The organism is Salinicoccus albus DSM 19776 (assembly GCF_000385175.1).
Taxonomy (GTDB): Bacteria; Bacillota; Bacilli; order Staphylococcales; family Salinicoccaceae; genus Salinicoccus; species Salinicoccus albus.
Genome location: NZ_ARQJ01000029.1, coordinates 1 through 18,076, shown reverse-complemented (window position 1 = coordinate 18,076; position 18,076 = coordinate 1). Strand labels below are relative to the sequence as shown.

At 51.8% G+C, this 18,076-nt stretch carries 16 protein-coding genes; 13 read left to right on the top strand and 3 right to left on the bottom strand.

All coding sequences use genetic code 11. From position 1 onward, the window contains the following. Positions 1-33: 33 nt before the first annotated feature. Entirely contained in the window at positions 34-918 is an 885-nt protein-coding gene (galU, locus tag G343_RS0108630) for a UTP--glucose-1-phosphate uridylyltransferase GalU (RefSeq protein ID WP_020007736.1), read from the top strand. A gap of 141 nt (positions 919-1,059) precedes the next feature. Then, entirely contained in the window at positions 1,060-2,064 is a 1,005-nt protein-coding gene (locus tag G343_RS0108625) for a nuclease-related domain-containing protein (RefSeq protein WP_020007735.1), read from the top strand. Between the two features lie 311 nt (positions 2,065-2,375). Here the strand turns inward: G343_RS0108625 and G343_RS0108620 are convergent, their stop codons facing one another. Further along, positions 2,376-3,629, bottom strand: a complete 1,254-nt coding sequence (locus G343_RS0108620; protein ID WP_020007734.1) for an MFS transporter — start codon at positions 3,627-3,629, stop codon at positions 2,376-2,378. A 166-nt stretch (positions 3,630-3,795) separates the two neighbouring features. Between G343_RS0108620 and G343_RS0108615 the strand changes: the two genes are divergently transcribed. The 7 genes from G343_RS0108615 to G343_RS0108585 all read left to right on the top strand — a co-directional run bounded on the left by G343_RS0108615 (position 3,796) and on the right by G343_RS0108585 (position 12,524). Then, the gene (locus G343_RS0108615; RefSeq protein WP_020007733.1) at positions 3,796-5,289 is read left to right on the top strand and encodes a UDP-N-acetylmuramoyl-L-alanyl-D-glutamate--2,6-diaminopimelate ligase; all 1,494 of its coding nucleotides are present in this window, start codon (positions 3,796-3,798) and stop codon (positions 5,287-5,289) included. Continuing rightward, positions 5,270-5,503, top strand: coding sequence for a YueH family protein (locus tag G343_RS0108610; protein WP_020007732.1), 234 nt, complete (start codon positions 5,270-5,272; stop codon positions 5,501-5,503). Before G343_RS0108615 ends, G343_RS0108610 begins: the two co-directional genes overlap by 20 nt. 10 nt (positions 5,504-5,513) lie before the next feature. Beyond that, a complete protein-coding gene (locus G343_RS0108605; protein WP_020007731.1) occupies positions 5,514-7,073 on the top strand; it encodes a peptide chain release factor 3 in 1,560 nt (519 codons plus the stop codon). 393 nt (positions 7,074-7,466) lie between these two features. Next, positions 7,467-8,261 carry a TerC family protein gene (locus tag G343_RS0108600; RefSeq protein ID WP_020007730.1) on the top strand — a complete coding sequence of 265 codons (795 nt, stop codon included), beginning with the start codon at positions 7,467-7,469 and terminating at the stop codon, positions 8,259-8,261. Between the two features lie 50 nt (positions 8,262-8,311). Further along, on the top strand, positions 8,312-9,994 hold the full coding sequence (locus G343_RS0108595; RefSeq protein ID WP_020007729.1) for a S1C family serine protease: 1,683 nt from the start codon (positions 8,312-8,314) through the stop codon (positions 9,992-9,994). A gap of 254 nt (positions 9,995-10,248) precedes the next feature. Further along, the gene (locus G343_RS0108590; protein WP_020007728.1) at positions 10,249-11,604 is read left to right on the top strand and encodes a TrkH family potassium uptake protein; all 1,356 of its coding nucleotides are present in this window, start codon (positions 10,249-10,251) and stop codon (positions 11,602-11,604) included. 23 nt (positions 11,605-11,627) lie between these two features. After that, a complete protein-coding gene (locus G343_RS0108585; RefSeq protein WP_020007727.1) occupies positions 11,628-12,524 on the top strand; it encodes a bifunctional UDP-sugar hydrolase/5'-nucleotidase in 897 nt (298 codons plus the stop codon). Between the two features lie 277 nt (positions 12,525-12,801). On the opposite strand, the gene G343_RS0108580 is transcribed toward G343_RS0108585, so the two are convergent. Further along, complete coding sequence (locus tag G343_RS0108580) at positions 12,802-12,978, bottom strand: YkvS family protein (protein WP_156823596.1); 177 nt, start codon at positions 12,976-12,978, stop codon at positions 12,802-12,804. A gap of 189 nt (positions 12,979-13,167) precedes the next feature. Then, positions 13,168-13,689, bottom strand: coding sequence for a sigma-70 family RNA polymerase sigma factor (locus G343_RS0108575; protein ID WP_020007725.1), 522 nt, complete (start codon positions 13,687-13,689; stop codon positions 13,168-13,170). Between the two features lie 272 nt (positions 13,690-13,961). Between G343_RS0108575 and G343_RS0108570 the strand changes: the two genes are divergently transcribed. From G343_RS0108570 to G343_RS0108555, 4 genes are all read left to right on the top strand, one after another. Continuing rightward, positions 13,962-14,483, top strand: coding sequence for a competence protein ComK (locus tag G343_RS0108570; RefSeq protein ID WP_020007724.1), 522 nt, complete (start codon positions 13,962-13,964; stop codon positions 14,481-14,483). Between the two features lie 176 nt (positions 14,484-14,659). Continuing rightward, positions 14,660-16,231 carry a hypothetical protein gene (locus G343_RS0108565; protein ID WP_020007723.1) on the top strand — a complete coding sequence of 524 codons (1,572 nt, stop codon included), beginning with the start codon at positions 14,660-14,662 and terminating at the stop codon, positions 16,229-16,231. After that, entirely contained in the window at positions 16,221-17,018 is a 798-nt protein-coding gene (locus G343_RS0108560) for a hypothetical protein (protein WP_020007722.1), read from the top strand. Before G343_RS0108565 ends, G343_RS0108560 begins: the two co-directional genes overlap by 11 nt. A gap of 101 nt (positions 17,019-17,119) precedes the next feature. Continuing rightward, complete coding sequence (locus tag G343_RS0108555; protein ID WP_020007721.1) at positions 17,120-17,536, top strand: MarR family winged helix-turn-helix transcriptional regulator; 417 nt, start codon at positions 17,120-17,122, stop codon at positions 17,534-17,536. Positions 17,537-18,076 lie beyond the last annotated feature (540 nt).

Sequence of the window (18,076 nt, the reverse complement as noted above, 5' to 3'; positions counted from 1 at the left end):
TAGTATAGGTTACGGAATAAGGAGGAGATGAATTTGCAAAAAGTAAAAAAGGCAGTCATACCGGCTGCAGGTCTCGGCACCCGCTTTCTGCCTGCCACAAAGGCGATGCCGAAGGAAATGCTTCCGATTCTGGATAAACCGACGATCCAATATATCGTCGAAGAGGCGGTTGAAGCCGGCATTGAAGATATCATCATTGTCACCGGCAAGCATAAAAGGGCGATTGAAGATCATTTTGACAGGTCCATGGAACTTGAAACCAACCTCCGCAATAAAGGCAAAGAGGAGCTGCTTGAAAAAGTGGAACATGCCACCGGCCTCGCCAACATATTCTACGTCCGACAGAAGCGGCCGCAGGGGCTCGGGCACGCCATACATACAGCCCGTCAGTTCATCGGCAACGAACCGTTCGCGGTATTGCTCGGGGATGATATCGTGGACAATGAAGGCGGTACCCCTGGTATCGGCCAGCTGATGGCGCACTACGAAAAATGTGAATCCACGGTCATCGGGGTCAAATCCGTACCTGTGGAAGATACTTCCAAGTATGGCATCGTGGAATATGACAGCAGGGAAGGCAACTGCTATCATCTGAAAGATATGTTTGAAAAGCCCGGGCCCGGCGTCACCGATTCCCGTCTGGCAATCATGGGCCGTTACGTGCTGACGCCGTCCGTATTTGACCATCTCGCCAAAGGGCAGATCGGTGCGGGCGGAGAAATCCAGCTGACCGATGCCATCCGCGCCATCGGCAACAGCGGGGAAGATATCTATGCCGTAGATTTCGAAGGCAGCCGGCATGATGTCGGTGTCAAACGCGGTTTTGTCGAAACCACCATCGAATATGCACTGAAATCAGACATGAGGGATGATCTGCTGAACTTCATGGAAGAAACATTGAAAAAGCACAGGGGCTAGATCGTCAAACTAAAATTAAATCACTTATTACACCTCCTGTTATGGATATATCAAGGGATGAGAGGTGACGGTTTCCTTTTACAACATTTAAAAAGAGCAAATCGGCACTTTTTCCTTATATATAGTAAAGGAGGTTTTTTAATGTTTTTGAACGAACGCATGAAATCAAAGGAATTGATCTATTATGAGGCGCTTTCTCAGCGGAGTGTATTGTCGGAGGATGAGCGGCGTAAACTTGAGCGGTTGAGGAAAGGATACGCAGGGGAGATCGGCTACGACAGGATGCTTGATGAAGCGGGTCATGCGGGGCTGTTGATCTATCGGGATTTGTGGCTGCGGATCGGGGAAGCGACGCTTCAGATTGATTCTTTAATTATTGGAGAGCATGTGATGGTGGTAAATGAGATCAAGAATTATTCCGGCCGGTATGCTGTTGACGGCGGACGCTGGCTTTTGAAGGGCAGACAGATTTCTGAGGACCCGATTGCCCAGGCCTCCCGTACGGCAGGCAAACTTTTGCGTCTGAAAAAATTTATACCGTACCATTTTACGGTGGACAAACGCGCCGTGTTTGTGAACCCGGATTTCCATCTTGTATCGTGTTCCGGGGAAAGCGGGCAGTTCATTGTCGTCCGGACTTTATTGACAGAATATTTTCGGGAGCTCGGACGGATGTCCGTGGGAAAGAATGCCCATGATCTGACAGAAACGATCAAGGCGTTTGTCATCGATAACCCGATCGCTTTGCCTGTGATTCATCCCAGCCTGATATGGGGCGGCAGCTACTGCTTTAAATGCAGCAGATATGAATTAGTGAAAAGGCGTTTCAGCATCATTTGCAGAAACTGCGGTTATGTTGAAACTGTTGAGCGGCTCGTCGTCCGGGGAATGATCGATTTCTCCGTGCTGCATCACACCGTCCCGATGACGAAGGAGAGATTGTGTAAGTTCATCGGCGGCATGGCGGCTGAGCGGACAATACGCGCACTCTTGAAGAAGTATTGTGTAATGACAGCTGCCTCCCAGAAAACATATTACGTGATAAAGAACTATCATTTGGAAAAATTGCTGCGAACTAACCATTATGATTCGAAATATGAAAAAGATGAGCGATTTATATGGGCGTCCGGGGATGCGGATGCCTGAAGGTGAAACGATGCTTGGCGTTTGCTCCGAATGTCAGCGGATGGCGGCGCGGTCACTCGCGGGAGCTCCGAATGCCAGCGGATAGCGGCGCAGTCACTCGCGGGAGCTCCGAATGCCAGCGGATGGCGGCGCGGTCACTCGCGGGAGCTCCGACTGCCAGCGCCCAGCACCGCGGTCACTCGCAAGTGTTCCGAATGCCAGCGCCCAGCACCGCAGTCACTCGCGGGAGTCCCGAATGCCAGCGCCCAGCATGCCAGGAACGACACAACCCCGGCCGCAGTATAGCGGCCGGGGTCTCCCTCATCCAAAAATCACTCCTCGAGGTTTTGTCCGCGCTGCACGAGAAACAGCACAGCATAGTAGACGAACAGCAGTATGAATATCAAACCGCTGAACGTCAGGGTGGCGTTGACGGTGCCGAAGAGGTCGGCGGTGAGGCCCCCGAGCATCGGGCCGACCATAGCGCCGAGTCCCTGCACGGAGCTGATGACGCCCCACGACTCGGCGCGGCGGCTTTTCCATATGGTGCCGGCGAGATACTTATTCCAGGCCGGCAGCATGAGGCCGTAGGACAGACCGACGAAACTGGCGATGGCAAAGATCAGCCAGATGGTTTCGAGTGTACTGAACCAGATGACACCGACGGCATATATGAAGAATCCAGCGCAAATGGCCGCCATCGTCAGCCTGTTGGAATAAGCGTCCAGGCCGCGGCTCAGCACGGTCATGCTGAACGCTACCAGCCCGAAGATGAGGAGAATAAAGAACGTGTACTGGAAAAAGTTCAGCGACAATTCTGAGGTGATATATGTGGGCAGGATCGGCAGCAGCATACCGAGACCGAGACCCTGCAGCATAATGCCCGGCATATTTTTCAGATGATGATAGAATATCTCCCATGTCTCCCGCAGCGGCAGGCGGCCGGTGCCGCCTCTGCCTCTGCTGGATGTTTCCGCTTCGGATTCTATCGTCTTCGCCAGTTCACCGGCAGCACCGGGGCGATCTTCCGCCCCGTCAACGGTTTCCCGATTGCCGGGAAGGATCAGAAACAGGATAAGGTTGATGACATACACGCCGGCCATGGCGTAGACGGCCGCCTCCGAGAACAGGCCGATCAGGAAATTCATCGCGACCATGCCGCCGCCGAGCCCGGCCAGCCAGTTGAAAAAGACGAGTCCCATATCCCGGCCGCGGTTGCTCTCCTCAACGTTTGACAGCGCCAGGATCCAAATTGGGCAGACGCTGATGCCAAGCAGACATGCTGATATCAGCAGCAGCCAGAAGTTCTGGTCAAACATGACGAGGATCATGGCGCCGATACCGACGAAATAGCTGAGGAACATCGTCCACCATTCGCCGATTTTCTTCATCAGGAAACCGAGCCATACATTGGTCACAGTATCCAGCACATAATGGAGTGTGATCAATATGGAACTGAGCCCGATTGAAATGATGCCGATCGTCGGCAGGGCGGGCAGATAGCTCAATATGAACATCCCCCGGACCATCTCAGTCAGAAACAGCAGAAAAGCCAGTTTCCAGAATCGTTTTTTCTTATGCGTCATTTTCACTCACCTTCGAACTTCAGTTCCACAACATCTGCGTGGAACAGATTTATATTATTTAGCCATCGATACGATAATACTGATTGGCAAAGCACTCTGTCAATTATTACTATTCAAACTGTGCGCTGGTATTGTATAATATAAAAGTTGAAAGGTGGATGGAAAGATGAATTCGAAGACGTTATTATCCTTGTTGAAAATAAAAACCATATATGGAAAATTTCCACAGAAGGTGACGCACATTACGACGGATTCAAGGGAAACAAATCAGGATGCTGTCTTCGTCGCACTGAAGGGGCATCAGGTGGATGGCTTTGATTTTATCCCCCAGGCAGTTGAAGCTGGCTGCCGGTTCATCGTTACGGACCGCTACAGGCCGCTTCCGGAAGGTGTGGGACTTTTGATCGTCAAAGATCCGGCCAAAGTGGCTTCCCTGTTTTCCGGCTACATTTTCGACTTCCCTCAAGAGAGCCAGACGATGATCGGCGTGACGGGTACGAATGGTAAAACAACTGTGGCGACCATGATTCACCATCTGAGCCGTGCGCTCGGCAAGAACAGTGCCTACCTGGGGACGAACGGCTACATCATCAATGAAGACCGTTATGACAGCATCAACACGACGCCTGAGACGACGACACTCTTCAGACGCCTCAAGGAAGCGAACGACCGTGAGACGGAAGTGTTCGCGATGGAAGTGTCCTCCCACGCCCTCAAACTGGGCCGGACGTTTGGCATCGATTTTGACATTGCCATTTTTACCAACCTCTCCCAGGACCACCTTGATTTCCACAATACAATGGATGCGTACGGCTACGTCAAAGGTCTTTTATTCTCACAGATGGGCCAGAACGTGCGGGAGCGGAAATACATCATACTGAACAACGATGATGCATGGTCAAAGACGTACCGGACGATGACGCCCCATGAGGTCATCACCTACGGCATGGACAGCACCGCAGATTTCTGGCCCTCCGATATTAAGGGCACGCTCGAGGGCTTCAATTTCACGCTGAATACGCCGGAAGGGGAATTCCGTGTCGACTCCCCCTTCATCGGTCACTTCAACATCCAGAACCTGATGTGTGCCATTATCGGCGAGTGGCTGCAGGGCTACAGGTTCAGTCATATCATAGAAGCGGCCCGCAGCATGAAAGCGGTGGAGGGGCGCCTTGAAGTCCTCGATCCGCAGCTGCCGATTGACATGGTCATCGATTTTGCCCATACCCCCGACGCGCTGAATAAAATCATCGACACCATTGAACCGTTCGTCAAAGGGCGGCTGATATTCCTCGTCGGCATGACCGGCGAGCGGGATATGACCAAGGCCGAAGAGATGGGGCGGATCTCCACACGCGCTGACTACGCGGTATTTACACCGGACAATCCGGCGAACGATGATCCGGCAATACTGGTCGAGGCACTGGAGAAGGGCGCACAGCACAGCAGCTATCGTTCATTCCTCGACCGTGAAGCAGGCATCCGGCATGCGATTGAATACTCACGGCCGGGAGACACGGTTGTGCTTGCCTGCAAAGGCCGGGAACCTTATCAGATCATGGCGGACTATGTTAAAGTGCCGCACAGAGATGACCTGATCGCACTCGATGCGGCATATCGCAAGTACAGGAGCGATGAATATGAAGAAGACGGCGATTGACATTGCCGGCAGCAGTGCTGCAGTGTATATCATAGAAGATGACAGAGACTTCATCATCAGTATTCCACACATCAATTTCAGTCTGGCATGCCCCGTCGATCTGCCGCCGGACGCCCGGACCGAAACCATCGTCATGCATCTCTTCAGTATGATGGACGAAGATGAAGCGGAAAGGATCGCAGCAGCGGTCACACAGGCAACAGCCAAACAGTAAGGAGAGTTTTATGAATCTGACAGAGGAAGTAGAAAAACGCAAAACATTTGCCATTATCTCCCACCCGGACGCCGGCAAGACGACGCTCACAGAAAAATTGCTGCTTTTTGGCGGTGCCATCCGTCAGGCCGGTACGGTCAAAGGGAAGAAAACCGGCAGATTTGCGACATCGGACTGGATGAAAGTGGAGCAGGAACGCGGTATCAGCGTCACCAGTTCCGTCATGCAGTTTGATTTTGACGGCTATAAGATCAATATTCTCGACACCCCCGGACACGAAGATTTTTCCGAGGATACATACCGCACGCTGATGGCGGTGGACTCGGCGGTCATGGTTATCGATGTGGCAAAGGGCATCGAGCCGCAGACGTTGAAACTGTTCAAAGTCTGCAGGATGCGCGGCATCCCGATTTTCACGTTCATCAACAAGCTCGACCGGGTCGGCAAAGCGCCCTTTGAGCTATTGGAAGAAATCGAATCCACGCTGGAAATTGAAACCTATCCGATGACGTGGCCGGTCGGCATGGGGCAGAGCTTCTTTGGCATCATCAACCGCAAGGATCGCACCATCAATCCTTACCGGGAAGATGAAATGCTCCAGCTGAATGAAGATTACGAGCTGCAGGAAGACCACAGTATCGCTGAAGACGAAGCCTTTCAGACAGCCATTGAAGAATTCATGCTGGTTGAGGAAGCAGGAGACGCGTTTGATACCGATAAGATCGCCCGCGGTGATCTGACACCGGTATTTTTCGGTTCCGCATTGTCCACCTTCGGCATCGAAGAATTTCTGGACACATACGTTGATTTCGCGCCGATGCCGACCCCGCGAAAGACCACAGACGACACAGAAATCGGACCGGCTGGCGAGGATTTCACAGGCTTCATCTTCAAGATACAGGCCAATATGGACCCGCGCCATCGGGACAGACTTGCGTTCATGCGCGTCGTCTCCGGCAAATTCACCCGCGGCATGCAGGCCACGCTGGCCCGGACGGGGAAAAAGTCAAAAGTATCCAGAGCCACGATGTTCATGGCCGATGATACCGAAACTGTCAACGAAGCTTACGCCGGCGACATCATCGGCCTCTACGATACCGGCGATTATCAGATCGGCGACACCCTTTACGGCAGCGGCGGCAAAGTGGAATTCGAGGCACTGCCGCAGTTCACGCCGGAACTTTTCATGAAAGTCACTGCTAAAAATGTGATGAAACAGAAACACTTCTATAAAGGCATCGAGCAGCTCGTCCAGGAAGGCGCCATCCAGTACTATAAGACACTGCACACCAACCAGCCGATCATCGGCGCCGTCGGCCAGCTGCAGTTCGAGGTGTTCGAACATCGCATGAAAACCGAGTACAATACCGATATCGTCATGGAGTCCATCGGCAGTAAGATCGCCAGATGGGTCGAGAATGAAGAAGACATCAAAGACGCCATGAACTCTCAGCGGTCCAACCTCGTGCTCGACAGATACGGCAACAAAGTATTCCTGTTCGAAAACGACTTCGCCACACGCTGGTTCAACGAAAAATATCCGGAAATCAAGTTGTACAGCCTGCTGTAGAAATTTTTCAGGGGGTTGTGTTTTAAACACTGATGGCGGTGTTTTTGCCAGGTACTGTCCGTCCCGGCTTTGAGAATGTAACATGGATGAGGAACAGCCGCCCTGTCAAAATTTATTTATCCTTTACTTTCTGCTTCGGATAGTATATATTTATAAGCGAATCACAAGCCAACGATAAATGAACCTTTTCTTGGAAAAGGGGAGTAACGAATGGGGCAGCCCATCAATGCATCGTCACTACGGAGAGATCCCGGTGCATTGAGCAATGGATATTGTATCGTGAGACCTTTGCCGGATTTACGCATTAACCGTCATTAAGACGGGAGTTGCGCAAATCCGAAGCGGAGGTCTCTTTTTTGTTGCAAATACGTCTATTTCCTGGGAGGAAAATTTATGGATTTTGCAGTATTGCTTGAGTACTCATGGGTGCTTATCGTCCTCATTGTGCTCGAAGGACTGCTCGCGGCGGATAATGCCGTGGTGCTTGCGGTGATGGTGAAACACCTGGATCCAAAAAGGCGGAAAAGGGCCTTGTTCTACGGTCTGCTCGGTGCTTTTGTATTTCGCATGATGGCGATCCTGCTGCTCGTCTGGCTCGTCCAGTGGTGGTGGATGCAGGCACTTGGTGCACTGTATCTGTTCTACGTGTCGATTACGCACCTCATCGCCATCCGGAAAGGTCAGCAGCATTCAGAGGCGGACGGCGAGGACAATGTGTCCACGGATGACGGATCGGCAAGCGGTTTCTGGCTGACGGTTGCGAAAGTGGAACTGGCGGATATCGCCTTTGCGATCGACTCGATTCTTGCGGCTGCAGCCATTGCACTTGCACTGCCCGAGGTCGGCGGCGATTTCTTTGGCATCAACACCGGCCAGTATCTCGTCATGCTGGTCGGCGGTCTGATCGGGGTCATCATCATGAGATTCTTCGCTACATGGTTTGTTGAGATTTTGAATAAAAAGCCAGGACTTGAAGTCGCCGCATTCGTCATCGTCGGCTGGGTCGGCGTTAAACTGAGTGTACTGACGCTGGCGCATGAACAGATCGGCATTATTCCGCACGCGTTCCCCCATTCGGTGACATGGAAGCTGATCTTTTGGGCTGTAATGGTCGCTGTCGTCCTGATCGGCTGGTTTTCAAGCCGCAATAAACCCGTCAGCGATAGCAAAAAAGTGGAAACATATTAATTCAGCATTTATAATGAATGCACAGTTTATTTTTACAGGGGGCGTCGCACTTGGGGAAAGAAGACAAACATATCATTCCAAGAGATCAGTATCGCCGCAGAAGAAGAGTGTTCAAAGAAAACGGCACAGAGCTGATTGAACACAGCGCCGGTGATGAGGCGAACGACAGGGAATTTGGCCCGGATCAGCACAAACGTCAGGATGCCGCACCCGAGTCTCATGCAAGCGCGCCAGACGTGCGAAGAGAAGCAGTGTCCGGTGATAATCACAGCGGCTCAAAACCGCAGGAGAATGAAGACACAGAGGAAAATACATCGGCAGAAGACACAGAGAAAAAGAACACAACCGCGGATGCGGACCAGGAGTACGGTTACAGTGAAACACGCGCCGCAGATAACTCCGCTTCGGCCGCCGGCACTGCAGGGGCTGCTTCAGCCGGCGGCAGTACAGCTGCATCCGGCTCCGGCGGTTCAGGTTCCGGGGGCTCTGGTTCCGGGGGCTCCGGCGAAGGCGGTGGCGGCCGCGGATGGCTCCGTTCTCTCTTTATCCCGCTTATTGCAGGCGTCGCCGGCGCATTGATTGTCCTGTTATTGTATAACGTGTTCGACGACGGCGGCGGGACTGAAATGGCGGATCAGTCCGCATCGGAAGAAAATACTCAGAAAGCCGGTAATATAGAGCAGCAGGGCGGCGGCACCAGCGAGGAAGACGCCGACACCTCTGAGGCCATCCAATCAGCGAGACAATCGGTGGTCTCCGTCATCAACCTGCAGCGAACTAGCTCGTTCCTGCCCGGCCTCGAAGAGCAGCCGGAATCCGGGCAGCAGCCCGGCGGCGGTTCTGAAGAGGGATCAAGCCCTGAAGAAGCCGGCACCGGTTCAGGCGTGATCTACAAGCTGACCGAAGACTCCGCTTACATCGTCACGAATAACCACGTCGTAGACGGCGCGGAGGAAGTGCAGATCAATCTGCAGGATGGCGAGCAGCTTCAGGCGGAAATCGTCGGCTCCGACCTCTGGACGGACCTGGCTGTGCTCCGTGTGGACAGGGGTAACATCGACAGCAGCATCGAATTTGCCGACAGCAATAATCTGCAGGTCGGCCAGACAGCCATCGCCATCGGCTCGCCGCTCGGTCAGACATTCTCAGGTTCTGTCTCCCGCGGCATCGTTTCCGGGCTTGACCGCACCGTGCCCGTCGACATCGACGGCGACGGCACCTACGACTGGGAGTCCAATGTCATACAGACCGATGCGGCCATCAATCCGGGTAACTCCGGCGGCGCACTCATCGACAGGGCGGGCAATCTGATCGGTATCAACGCCATGAAAGTCAACAGCCCGACCGTCGAAGGCATCGGCTTCGCCATCCCGTCCAACGAAGTCCAGGAAATCGTTACCCAGCTCGAAGAGAATGGCGAAGTACAGAGACCATTCCTTGGCATCATGCTTCAGGATCTCTATCAGGTCCCTGAAGAAATCCAGAGCGAGCAGATGAATCTGCCGGAAGACGTCAGTGAAGGCGTCATCGTCAGCAATGTAGAAAGTGGTTCACCGGCGGAGGCGGGCGGCCTCGAACAACTCGACGTTATCGTCTCACTCGACGGCCAGGCCATTCCCAACATGCTTGAACTCAGACAATACCTGTATTATGAAAAAGAGCAGGGCGAAGACATGACCATCGAATATTACCGTGACGGCGAACTCCAGGAAACCACCGTCACACTCGATTAGATATCAATACCGGCCGCAGGGCCGGTTTTTTTTGAATGAAAACCCGTTTACCGGCTGGCAGCTGAACTGAATTTCACATTGAACTTGCCCAAAAAGTATAGAAAAACAACGGCTGATGATTTATGATGTACTAGAAAATCATTTTTGGCAGGCATACTTTCTTATCCTGCCGCACACTCAGGCTTGCGCCATCAAAGCATGGCGAAAAGACAAATTTTCTAATATACTAGGGCTAACTGAAAGAAGGTGCAGCAATGTTCAAATGGCTGGAACGGCGGATTGAGAAAATGACTCCCCAGCGCGGTATTTTGATATATTATCTGGTCGCACTGTTTACTGCATCCGCGCTTCTGGCACTGCCGCTCTTTTATGACGGGGAAAAAGTGATCGGCGCCGTCGATACCATATTTGTCGCAGCGTCAGCCCTGTCGGTGACAGGGCTGACGCCCGTCAACATTGCGGAGACATTCAATGTGGGCGGCTATATCGTGCTGATGTTCATCATGAACCTCGGCGGCTTAGGCATCATGGCGATGGGCACGCTGATCTGGGTGCTGCTCGGCAAGCGCATCGGGCTGCGCGAACGCATGCAGATCATGGCGGATAACAGCCAGCATAAGATCTCCGGCTCGGTGAAGATGGTGATTGGCATATTCAAGCTGATCTTCATCATCGAGCTGATCGGCGCCGGTCTGTACACACTGTTTTTCATGTATCAGACGGGGGATTGGGGATATTCCATCATAAACGGCGCCTTCCTGTCCGTCTCTGCGACCACGAACGGAGGGCTGGATATATTCGGCAATTCAATGCTGGACTATACCGAAACCTATATACTGCAGGTGCCCGTCATGGTGCAGATCATACTCGGGGCGATCGGCTACCCCGTACTGCTCGAGGTCAAGCACTACTTTCAGAAAAATGGCAAGCGATTCCGGTTTTCTTTATACACAAAAGTAACGACAGCGACATACGGGCTCTTATTTCTGGGCGGTGCATTCTTCGTTTTCGTCATGGAGTCCCGGCATTATTTCAAAGGGGACTCCTGGTTCATGACGATGATGAACAGTGTGTTTGCTTCGGTGACGTCGAGGAGCGGCGGACTTACCACGGTCGATCCGGGGCATTTCCATGATGGCACTCAGGTCATCATGAGTGCGCTCATGTTCATCGGTGCTTCACCGAGTTCGGCCGGCGGGGGTATCCGGACGACGACATTTGCAGTGCTTCTCCTGTTTCTGATTGCATTCAGCCGCGGCCGCCAGGTCATCCGCGTATTCAATCGTGAAATTACGCGCGAAGATCTGTACCGGGCATATGCAGTCATTTCATTTGCGGTGCTGCTGGTATTTGTCGGTGTCATTTCAATTGTGCTGTTTGAGAACAGCCGGTTCGATCTGATTGATGTCGTATTTGAAGTGACGAGTGCCTTCGGCACCTCGGGACTGTCGACCGGCATCACGGATGAATTGTCTGCACCGAGTAAGGTGATTCTCATGATGTTCATGTTCATTGGGCGTATCGGGTTCATCTCGTTCCTGTTCAGCATCGGCGGCAGGCAGCATCAGCTGAACCACAATTATCCGAAAGAGCGGATTCTGATTGGATAGAATATTAGAAAGGCGGGGATAGCATGCAGGAATTTTTCAATATCAGTCTGATCATCACCCAGCACCTGAACCGGGGGCTGGGGGAGCGTCCGGGCGTGACGCTGTCGAAGGTCTCCAAATATAAACGCAGCTTATCGGCAGAGGATAACAACCATGTACTGTTATGTGATCTGGGCGGTTCGCTCGGCATCGATCAAAAAAGCAGCGCGCCGCGGAATCCGGCCATTACCGCCATGAATTATATGAATTACGAATTCGGTGTGTTCAATCATCAGGACGTCTCGAACATTTCCAAATTAAGGCGTGCGCTCAGTTTTTCAGACTTCCCGTGGATGAATTGCAACGTCGGTCATCCAAGGACGAAAGAACCTTTCTTCGGGGAACCGTACCGGGTCTTCATCGTCAACGGCATGAAGCTCATCATCCTGGGCAGCTACGGCGGGCGTTTTATCCCTGAAGCGGAAAAGAAAGATCCGATACTCCACATCAGCCGGCTGAACACTTCTGTGAAAAAATGGCTGCGCTACATTTATGATCTGGAGGATCCCGACTATGTCATCGTCTGCGTCTCCGATTGGAGCGAGCCGCTCGAAGACATCGTCAAAGACATGGAAGGCGTCGGCATGCTCATCACCGGCAGCCATACGCTCGAAGAGGACCGCTTTGATGCGGATGCCGGATGGTCAAACAGCAGCAACGGGGTGCTGTCGCCGTCCGAAACCTATCCCGTCCCCGAATCCCGGCAGGTGCCCATGCATCACCATCATCACGCAAACCAGGCCATGCACATCTCCATGAACTTCAAAACCCGCACGAACACATACGAATATATGGGACACTCCGTCACAAAGATCGACAGCGAACTCGCCCAGCTGAGCGAAGATAACCATCTGCTGGATCTCGTGCATTATCATCTGTAGGGGCGTATGGTCCAGGCACATATTCGATTCTCGATCGAGTATAAGCGGGGCCGTTCTCTTGTATTCGATTCTCGATCGAGTATAAGCGGGGCCGTTCTCTTGTATCCGATTCTCGATCGAGTATAAGCGGGGCCGTTCTCTTGTATCCGATTCTCGATCGAGTATAAGCGGGGCCGTTCTCTTGTATTCGATCCTCAATCGAGTACAAGTAGTCACCTGGGGACAAAAAAACCGCCCTGCATAACAAGCGGGGCGGTTCCATACATTCTATCCGAATCTATTCTTCTATGATTTTATACCGTTTATGGTTGACCACGGTCTTTTCGAACATTTCGCGTTCATCGAATTCATCGTTGATCGTGATGTCGACAATGACAGAGTTGTCGTTCACTTTCTCAACTTTTCCTTTCATGTCATCAAATTCCACAATGTTTCCCACTTTAGCTGTCACAATTTCCACATCTTCCATGCAACATACCTCCACAACAATGATGTAAGACATTATACTAGATTTGTTGCAATTTGTAACCATTCTTTTGACCGATTCCAAAATTAAAATTAACCCATTACACTTTTATTTAAGGGATAAAAACCCGTACACTCTTCTAAAGTATCCCGGCCGTTCAGCCCGTTCCATCCTTCATCAGTCCTCGCGCAGTTCCGCGAGTTTTTTTCGTGCGGATTTTCTCCAATTTTTCACGCTGGACACGCTGTATCCGCTAAACTCCGCGATCTCCGAGACGCTGTAGCCGCGCAAGATTCCGGTGAGCCACATGCGTTCCCTGTCATCCAGCGCCCCGAGCATCGAGCGGATCTCCATCATCAGCCCGCAGTCATCGTACGCGCCGGTGCCTCCGTAATCACCGCCGCACCCATTGAAGACGCCGGCACCGGCGCCTCCGTCGAAGAAAGCGTCTGCCGTCGCGCTCACCACATTGGTGTAGCGGGAGACCCGGCGGATCTCATCGATCATGCGCTGATAGATTCGCGTGTAGACGAACTGGGATTCCGTCGCCCCCCGGGCGGCGATATCGTCGAAAGTGGAGAGGGCGCTGAAAACGGCCATGCGGCCGATCTGCATATAGTCATCCTGATCGTAACGGATGTTCAGCCGGTGGATGATGCTCTGGATCATAGCTTCATAGCCGGTGATTCTGTTGTTCATTTTCTTTGTCCTGTGACGTATCGATACATCGTTTATTTCCGGATGTCTGTATCATAATGCAGCCGGGTAATTTCAGCGAATCCTCCAACCCGCAAAAAAATATGCTAATCACACATTAAGTTAACTTTTTAAAGTATTTTGTTAATAATTTGTTATATAAAAGAGAAATGGGTTATAATTGATTCCGTTGGACGAATGGACAGCTGTCCGATGATATACATATTTTTTTCTGCCACTGCGAAGTAAACAAACCAGCAACTGCGAGGTGAATCATGAATCAGCAAAATCTGCTCAATCCGGGTGTGTACTATATCGAACCTGTCGAGCATCCGGAGTTTCTCTGTCACGCTGTGTTTCAGAAAGGGCGCACGATGCCGTCATCAAAAACGTCTGAAGCTCTGATCGATGAGCTGCTGCTCCTGACTTACGGCACGACGATCAAAGTCCGGCGGCAGCAGCTTAAAAAAGCACACAACATCCATAAGACCGGACCGATTGTCATTGATGAACGGCTGCAGTTTGTATTGTTTCCGCTGACAGTCAGCCGGAACAAAAACCCGTTCTGGGTCAACCTGCATCATTTCCTGCGGTTTTCGCCGGACGGTGCGAAAACGCTCATCCACTTTTATGACGGCACCGCAGTGCCGATCGACACCCCGCTTGTGACCTGTGACAAGCAGTATGCCAAAGCGCTGAAGGTGACGGACCAGTCGATGAAGATAAAGGCGCAGGGGGCGATGTACATCACCGATCATTTTACGTATGCATCTCATCACCAGCATCGGTACCATTAATCTGGCTTGTCCGGCCGGGCTGACGAAAGCACGGGGCTGACCGGATACTGCCCCGCTTATTCGGCTGAAATGATCAAGCATACGTCAATTGATTAATTTTTCGGTTCATTTACATAAGAACCACTTCCATTTTCCATATAACTTTAGGATAATGAAGAATGAATGGAGGGCTAAAGATGAAGATCCTGGTCGCCGGCGGCATCTATATCAATGACAATACAGCTGACATCCATCCGGTCGGCGGCTTTAAAATTGCGCAGCTCATCGGCACCCATTCCCATCATGACGTGCACCTGCACACGAATTTCAGCACCGAGGAAAATCGGATTTCCAAAGCTGTTAAACAGTCGCTCAGGGCGAACGGTGTCAGCCCGAAGTTCTCAGGCAAAGTGTCTGAAGGCTACGGGCGCCTGTATCGTGACGACTTCATCTCCGGCAGCAATCTGTTCGAGACAGTGAAAGCCGACAGCCGCCTGCAAAAGCAGATGATGGCCTTTGACATGTTCATTCTGACGACGGATATCGCCGAACGAGATTTCCGCTATCTGCTGGCATTTGCTCGCAATAACAATATCGAAACCCACGTCTTCACCTGTGGGGAATATCCCAGCCGCCATCAGAACGTGCGCACCCATGAACACACGCTGCATGACGTGGCGAGCGGCCCGCCAAGACCGGTTTATCATGAACACCTGGACGACATCCGGGCGATACTCACCGGTTATGGGGTCATTGCGCAGGCACCGGTCGAACGCGAGGCGGATGAACTGCCAAAATCACCGCTGTTCGACTCGGGCGGTTTCCTCCTCCAATTCGTCGGCCTGGCGCTTGCTGCGCTCGTCATCGTGGGCGGCGGCATATTTTTATTGCAAAGCCTGACCGCCCAGGATGCGGTCTATGAAACGGATATCGATATGGGGGCTGCCGTCGATCATGAGGACTGCGGCACCGTTCAGGAATGCAAAGATCTCGGGGACCAGTACCTGGCTGAGCTGGATCAGTATATCGACATCCAGGACGAGCCCGACGTATTCATCGAAAACCGGACACGCAATAACCTGATCACTTATGAAGTCGAAAACTTTGAACTTACGGATCCGGAATACCATAATGAACTGCCGGTCGGCACGGAAGCGGAATTCGTGGAAATCTGGGAGATGTTCCAGCGTGTCATTCCGAACGAACGCATCACTTCCGTGAGAAGCTTCAACCTGTTCTCGGACGGCGAGGGCAACACACTGGCCTATGTAGACATCCAGCCCGAGGGGACCACCCTCGGCGTGGACATCCGGGACAACAGCAGCCGGGCGAGCCAGTATCGCACACTCATCCATGAGTATGGCCACATCCACTCGCTGCCCGCCGGGGATTTTACTGAAGGCTGCGGCGGCACCGAGCTCGACTGCCTGCAGGACGGGACACTGATGGCCGCCTATATCGACCGGTTCTGGGCACAGTACGGGGAAGAATGGATTGAGAATAAACATAAATCCCAGCCTGAACAAGAAGCATTTTATAACAATAATGTCAACGACTTTGAAGTGCCTTACGCCGCACTCAACCCAAAAGAAGATTACGCCGTCACTTTCGTTTCATTTATCACGGCACCCATGCCGGAAGACAGCAGTCAGCTGAACGACACAAAAGTCATGTCATTTTATGAAGATCCGGAATTGGTTGCACTCCGGGTGGATATTCTCAACAATCTTTTAGCATATGAAAAAGAGAGGGCATCTGATGAATCTTAAAGTGAAGATTAAAGATACCGGAATGGTCATTCAGAAAGTGAAAATTGCAGACACATCAACACTCGGCGCACTCCTCGACAAGCTGGTTGAAGACGGCCTGCTGAACATCCATTTTATACCGGAACTCACCGTTTCAGGTTTTGAGGATAAAAACCTGCAGGCTATAAAAGTATCCGCGCTGTTTGAGTTCGACACGCAGGCGGTGCTCTCCAGCCGGGACGTGCGCATCACACTGACGCATAAAAAGCCTGAGAAAAAGGTGCTGGCCGGGGACAAATTGCTGGATTACTCAAAAGTGGTCCACTCTGTGGAGAAATTTGATGAAACCACGCAGGCTGTTGATGTTCCTGAGGGTACTGTGTTTTATATCCAGCAGCAGGAGGCCCAGTTTCTGGTCCGCTATGAAGCCTCCGGCATCGAGTTTTTTTATTTCAAAACACAGTATGAGCATGCGTTCCTGGATCAGGGGCGGCAGCCGTTTCTGAGAGTGACGTTGAAGGTGAAAGGGGAGCTTTCCAAAGCGGAGCTCAGGTGGATCCGCTCGGTTATGCTCCCGTCGAAAGAACGGCGCAATCCGCTGATCGATATCGGGGAGCGGGTGGTTTCCCAGGGCGTGCTTGACGATATTGCGATGCTGTTCCACCGCCTGGTGGTCATCCTCGGCAGGTTCTGGAAAAACGATGAACGCCCGGGCAGTGAAGGGGAATATCTGCCGGCTTATGTTCAGGTCGGGGAAGCGTGTTCCATCGGATATGTGGCACGACATCAGCTGGAGGATATCAGATAGGCAGAGCGTCAGTATATTTACATAGATGATGTTTTAAGGATTGTTTTATGGTGTATAGTGTTAACAAGACGATATCAATAAACTGTAAAGCGGGAGAGAATATGGACAAAAACACGACACGAAATGTTTGCAGACATGTCTATCTGCTCAATGAAAAAATCAATCACCTGTCAGAATTCAAAACCAGCGAGGGCAAATTGAACAGGGAGCAGCTCTACATCATGGAAATGGTTTCAGAAACACCGGGCCTTACCCAGAAAGAACTCGTGGACCGGCTGAAAAAGAAACAGACCTCTGTTTCACGTACCATCCAGAGAATGACGGATCGCGGTTATCTGATCAAAAATCAGAACCATGCCGATATGAGAGCCTCCGCGCTGGAAGTCACGGATAAAGGCGAAGCGCTGCTTGAATCTTTTGAAGCGCCGATCACCCAGCTGACCGCTCTGATTCTCAAAGACTTGAGTCCGGAAGAACAGAAATCATTTACTTCTATTTTGCAGAAAATCCATCTTTGACCCTCAGGACCACTTGGTTCCTGAGGGTCTTTAGTGCGGGTGGATACTGTTTGCGGTATTATTGATATTCGATTCTCGATCGAGTATCAGCGGAGCCGTTCTTTTGTATCCGATTCTCGATCGAGTATCAGCGGCGCCGTTCTCTTGTATTCGATTCTCGATCGAGTATCAGCGGAGCTGTTCTCCTGTATTCGATTTCCGATCGAGTATCAGCGGCGCCGTTCTCTTGTATTCGATTCACGATCTAGTATCAGCGGCGCCGTTCTCTTGTATTCGATTCACGATCGAGTATCAGCGGCGCCGTTCTCTTGTATTCGATTCACGATCGAGTATCAGCGGCGCCGTTCTCTTGTATTCGATTCACGATCGAGTATCAGCGGAGGCGTTCTCTTGTATTCGATTCACGATCGAGTATCAGCGGCGCCGTTCTCTTGTATCCGATTCTCGATCGAGTACAAGCGGGGCCGTTCTCTTGTATCCGATTCACGATCGAGTATCAGCGGGGCCGTTCTCTTGTATCCGATTCACGATCGAGTATCA

Bases quoted from the DNA above. Each gene is read 5' to 3' on its own strand.
- G343_RS0108605 (WP_020007731.1), top strand. From the start codon at position 5,514: ATGAATCTGACAGAGGAAGTAGAAAAACGCAAAACATTTGCCATTATC.
- G343_RS0108565 (WP_020007723.1), top strand. From the start codon at position 14,660: ATGAAGATCCTGGTCGCCGGCGGCATCTATATCAATGACAATACAGCT.
- G343_RS0108575 (WP_020007725.1), bottom strand. From the start codon at position 13,689: ATGAACAACAGAATCACCGGCTATGAAGCTATGATCCAGAGCATCATC.
- G343_RS0108625 (WP_020007735.1), top strand. From the start codon at position 1,060: ATGTTTTTGAACGAACGCATGAAATCAAAGGAATTGATCTATTATGAG.
- G343_RS0108590 (WP_020007728.1), top strand. From the start codon at position 10,249: ATGTTCAAATGGCTGGAACGGCGGATTGAGAAAATGACTCCCCAGCGC.
- G343_RS0108620 (WP_020007734.1), bottom strand. From the start codon at position 3,629: ATGACGCATAAGAAAAAACGATTCTGGAAACTGGCTTTTCTGCTGTTT.
- G343_RS0108560 (WP_020007722.1), top strand. From the start codon at position 16,221: ATGAATCTTAAAGTGAAGATTAAAGATACCGGAATGGTCATTCAGAAA.
- G343_RS0108555 (WP_020007721.1), top strand. From the start codon at position 17,120: ATGGACAAAAACACGACACGAAATGTTTGCAGACATGTCTATCTGCTC.
- G343_RS0108615 (WP_020007733.1), top strand. From the start codon at position 3,796: ATGAATTCGAAGACGTTATTATCCTTGTTGAAAATAAAAACCATATAT.
- G343_RS0108600 (WP_020007730.1), top strand. From the start codon at position 7,467: ATGGATTTTGCAGTATTGCTTGAGTACTCATGGGTGCTTATCGTCCTC.
- G343_RS0108570 (WP_020007724.1), top strand. From the start codon at position 13,962: ATGAATCAGCAAAATCTGCTCAATCCGGGTGTGTACTATATCGAACCT.
- G343_RS0108585 (WP_020007727.1), top strand. From the start codon at position 11,628: ATGCAGGAATTTTTCAATATCAGTCTGATCATCACCCAGCACCTGAAC.
- G343_RS0108610 (WP_020007732.1), top strand. From the start codon at position 5,270: ATGAAGAAGACGGCGATTGACATTGCCGGCAGCAGTGCTGCAGTGTAT.